This window comes from Bacillus sp. JJ1474 (assembly GCF_036965225.1).
Lineage (GTDB): Bacteria > Bacillota > Bacilli > Bacillales > Cytobacillaceae > Cytobacillus.
Map to the genome: position 1 here is coordinate 25,696 of NZ_JBALPC010000048.1, position 4,770 is coordinate 30,465.

Annotated in this window: 3 protein-coding genes; all 3 read right to left on the reverse strand. The window is 38.2% G+C overall.

Going from position 1 to position 4,770, the window contains the following annotated elements:
- Window positions 1–242: 242 nt before the first annotated feature.
- From pulA to V7164_RS07450, 3 genes are read right to left on the reverse strand one after another with little or no spacing between them, the layout of a single operon-like run.
- Complete coding sequence (gene pulA / locus V7164_RS07440; RefSeq protein WP_335353784.1) at window positions 243–2,408, reverse strand: type I pullulanase; 2,166 nt, start codon at window positions 2,406–2,408, stop codon at window positions 243–245.
- Entirely contained in the window at window positions 2,395–3,372 is a 978-nt protein-coding gene (locus V7164_RS07445) for a diacylglycerol/lipid kinase family protein (RefSeq protein ID WP_335353785.1), read from the reverse strand. The genes pulA and V7164_RS07445 overlap by 14 nt, the downstream gene beginning before the upstream one ends.
- Before the next feature lie 24 nt (window positions 3,373–3,396).
- Complete coding sequence (locus tag V7164_RS07450; RefSeq protein ID WP_335343844.1) at window positions 3,397–4,386, reverse strand: nuclease-related domain-containing protein; 990 nt, start codon at window positions 4,384–4,386, stop codon at window positions 3,397–3,399.
- Between the last annotated feature and the right edge of the window lie 384 nt (window positions 4,387–4,770).

The window sequence follows — 4,770 nt, forward strand, 5'->3', positions numbered from 1 at the left end:
CTGTACATCGGGGGTAGGCACTGGAGCTAGACAGTTATCTAACTCTAAAAAGTAATAACTAGTAAAAAGAAATAGAAGGCGGACTAAACAGCAAGCCCGCCATTACAAATATAAATGATCATAAATCTACTCATTATTCAACTATATTATTAAAAGAAAAAAAGCTATTGTTCTATAATTCCCCCAATAGCCATCTTAATAAATTTTATCTCTTACTGCCTTTTTTCGTCAAGTCTATTTATTTAAGTCGACAAAAAACGGCTAACGAGAACATAAGAACTGATGGGCATAAGGGTGATTAAAGGATGTTTAATCACCCTTATTGCATCCAAACCAGCCTTGTTTTCATCTGCCAGCACGTGCCAAACACCTTTTGGAATCTGAACTGATTGCTGGCACTCAGAAGGGTTAAATATCATGATCAAACGATCCCACTGTCCAAATTCACCGACATCCTCTAAAATAATTCCAATTATTTTATTGTCAAAGGGTAAAAAACGTAAATGCTTACGAATTAATTCAGCACTTGAAAACCTAAAAGCTTTGTGTGATTTGCGAATGTTAATCATACCTCTAATATAGTCTACATTGTCTGAATATAAGGATTTTCGATCCCAATCCAAATAATTAATCTCATCTGGAGATCGATAGCTATTTCCAATCCCTTTTTTCGTCCTAAAAAACTCCTGGCCGCTATGCAAAAAAGGGATGCCTTGAGCAAGCAGCACCATTACCGTTGCCAGCCGATGCTGACGCTGGATTATCGGATCTGTTTTTTCTGAGGAACATACTAATAGCTTATCCCACAATGTATGGTTATCATGAGACTCCACATAATTAACAGATTGACTAGGTGAATAGAATAGTCCCTTTTCCTTCTTCTCCAATCCAATACTGCCTGCCAATACCTTCTTAGCTGTCAAATAGTATTGATTATTACCAAGAGCATAGCCCTTATCATATAAATTAAAGGTACTGCCCTTTATCGTATCTCGGAACCAATCATTAAATTGACCGATTCCAGGAAGTTGTGCCTGATTACCAATGTTTGCTTTCACACGGGAAAGCAAAGGGGTATTCAAGTCCCATCCTTCACCTATGATAATCACCGAAGGATCTACTGAATTTACTGCCTTTCTCACCTTGTTCATTGTTTCATTATCTAAAATGCCCATTAAATCAAAACGAAAGCCATCTATTTGATACTCATTTAGCCAATACATCACTGAATCAAGAATATATTTTCGCGCCATCAAACGCTCTGAAGCAAAGTCATTTCCAACTCCGGTTCCATTTGATGGGATCCCAAATTGGTCATGGCGAAAGTAGTAGCCTGGGACTATTTTTTCAAAAGATGATGTTTCTCGAATATAAACGTGATTATACACAACATCTATGATGACTCTAATACCTTGAGAATGGATAGAGTGTATCATCCATTTCAATTCTTTAATTCTTGCATAAGGATCCCCAGGGTCAGTAGAATAACTCCCTTCTGGTGCATTAAAGTGCAGCGGGTTGTAACCCCAATTGTATTCTTTTTTTGGTCTACGTTCATTAACACCTTCAAAATCATGTACTGGAAGGAATTCAATATGAGTGATCCCAAGTTCTTTTACATACGATAAACAAGTAGGAAATCCGTCTTTATCTCTTGTATTAAGCTCTCCCGCTCCAAGGTATGCTCCCTTATTCATTACTCCGCTGTTTGGATGAATGGAGAAATCTCTAATGTGGGTTTCATATATGATCGCATCTGTAGGCTGTTCAAGAGGCGGCAGTGGGGGTTTAGCGGTTTTAGTTTTGTTCATATCAATGATGGTGCCATATTCACCATTCATGCTTACAGCTGTGGCATAAGGATCTGCGGCTTCTCTCCATTCTAAATTAACGCAAAGAAGATAGGAGTATTGATAATATTCTAGATCACGGCAGACTGTCAGCTGCCAGACCCCTTTATCGCCTCTATTCATTTCTAGTATTTCTGGCTCTTTGCTTCCCAAAGGGACTAGTTTAACCTTAACAAGGGTCGCAGTGGGTGCCCAAACTTTAAAGCTTGTTTTTTCTTTCAAATAGGAAAAGCCTAGAGAGCCATTATAGAAAAAAGCTTCATCAAAGGCATTCGTTCGAATTACTGCCCCAATCTGTAAATCTGTTTTCCCTCCGAATTCATCCATGATCCAATATTGCTTGCCAATAATAGGCTCCGCTTCTAATTTACAAATATATTTCATTTTATTTTCTAAAGCTATGCGGCTGAGAATGACCATCTTGGAAAAAGGCTCGTTATTGTCATCCATTATCGAAAAAGAAGTGGAAACCCCTCCATGATAATGAAAAGGAAGTAAGACTGTTATTGTTTGCATTTCATCTAAAAAGGCGGAAAATTCACGCTTAATAGAAGTCATTTATGCTTACCTCCTTTTCGTTTAAGCTGCAGTTCGAGACGACTGGCAGTTTCTTTCGACAAGCTGTGACTATGGCAGGAGTTAAACCGATTTCCTCTCCGTCCGCATGGACATGTAGATGACTGTCTGACTTAATTTGAATACTTCTGCCGGTCAAAAAAGAAACCTCTTTAAATCCTGTATGTCCTCCCCAAAACACTGTAATGAAAATGAGTAATAGTTTTATTCTTGATAGGTTATGAACAACTGTTATATTTAACTTCCCATCAAACGGTGAAGCATCGGGGGAAATTTTCATTCCGCCTCCATAATAAGGCTGGTTGGATACCGTCACAAACCATGCGGAAGGAAACGAATATTCGCTGCCATCAATTTTGAGATCAATTTGTGTTTTTTTATAGGTAAACAAATTTTTTAATAAAAAATAAACATAGACAAATTTTCCGAGAGAGAGGCGGTTAAATACTCCCTTTATCTTGGATTGGTTCACCTCTTTTGAAATAAGAGCATCAAAGCCGGCTCCCATATTATTAATAAAATAGAGTTCTCTATTGTTTTCGATTGTCATTTTTCCAATATCAACGCATACGGTATTCTCTTGTTCTAATTGCTGTAATAAGGTATTAAGTGCCTTGGCTGGGTTTTTGGAAATATTAAATCCTCTTGAGAAGTCGTTGCCTGACCCGCCAGGAATAAAAGACACATGGACATGGTGGAAGTTTGCTGCACCATTAATAACCTCATGCATCGTGCCATCGCCGCCGACAGCTATAATCGTAACTTGACTTCCTTCTGATTTAACGGCAATGGATCGGACAATATCTTTCGCATGACCACGATATTCTGTAAAAAAGGCCATGTAAGGAATCTTTTGTTCAAGGAGAGTCCGTTCCAGCTTTCTCCAAACTTTTTGACAATATCCATTTTTCGCTTGTGGATTAATAATAAAATAAATATTTTTCATAACATCAGCCTTTTAATCGACATTTTAACTTTCGTCTGCTAACTCCCATTCTAACCTTCTTATGGATGACGTTTGGCAATACTGAAGCAAAGCCTGCGCTCCTTTAAGCTGGTTATGCTTTAACGGAGAGCGGAGGTTTCTCATGCTATTAAACCATTCATCATAATTTCTTTTTTCAATCAATTGCACGTCAAATGGTGATGCAGGATAATCGATATAGCCGTTCCGGCAAATAACTGCTTTGTAAATAGGAAAATCAATTTCATTCATCTGAAAAATTTGCTGTACAATTTTTCCTGTCCGATTTAATGCTAAAACCGGATTTAATACCTTTTTTTCCTTGCCTTTCACACGCTTAAGCCAGAATCTTTCTTTTGATCCTATGAAAACAGACAGATCCTCTTCCTCTACAAAGCTTATACACCATACACCAGTAGGGCTGATGATAATGGTTTCTAATTCAACTGGAGCCTTTTTTAATAAAAAAAGCGGGTGATAGAGCACTAGAAACGTATCGGGAAATCGCTGAAGGAAATATTTAAGTCTTTCATCGTAATAATACCTTTTATCGATAAAGGATTTTTCCGTTAAAGTTGAACTTGCCCACTTCATCTGAAAACGAAAGATTTGATCAAGGAATTGATATTTCAAATCCTCTATTGTATCGGGTCTATAAGTAAAACTTGTATGGAAGTCGAGAGACTCCTCCTCGGGTTCCTCCTCTTTTTCCTCTAGTTCTGAATCGAATATCGTTTCATCAATTGATTCACCTTTTCCAAACTTCAACAGACCCTTTAACTTATCCAGTAAAGGCTGCTTTTCGTCCTCTAGCCAATCGGTACTTCCTTGCTGGGTCTGAAGCCCTTCTTGAAAAATGGAGGAATCCTCATTCTCCCAGCCAATTTTCAACTTATCCCATTGCTGTTTTTTAAGTCTAACAAAACGTGAAGGATATAAATAAATATTTTGTTCATAACGTGAAACGTAATCCTGCAATTTTATTAATTGTCCCATTTTACCTGCCTGCCTTGTTAGTACTTTATTTCCCCATTTTCAATTAATTAAGCTTAAAAAAATAGCTATTTATCTAATAAATAAAGAATAACTTTTCTCGAGTTTGAGAACTGTCTAGCTCCACAAGGAACACTTCGGCAGCATAATCATCGCACGAGTAAAAGCGATAGCTTTTAGGAGGAGCGCCTACCCCCGACGTACAGGACGTACTAGTGTCGACAATGCGACAGGACAAGGAAAGCTTCGTCAGCGACACATCGCACGACCAAAAGTGAAGCTTTTGGGAGGACGTCGCGTTTTTGTCGACCTCGAGGTCATAAGCCAATCTGTCAAGAAGGTTAAAGAACAACCTTCCCGCCAGCTTGTCTTATGCTTGTCGGACTT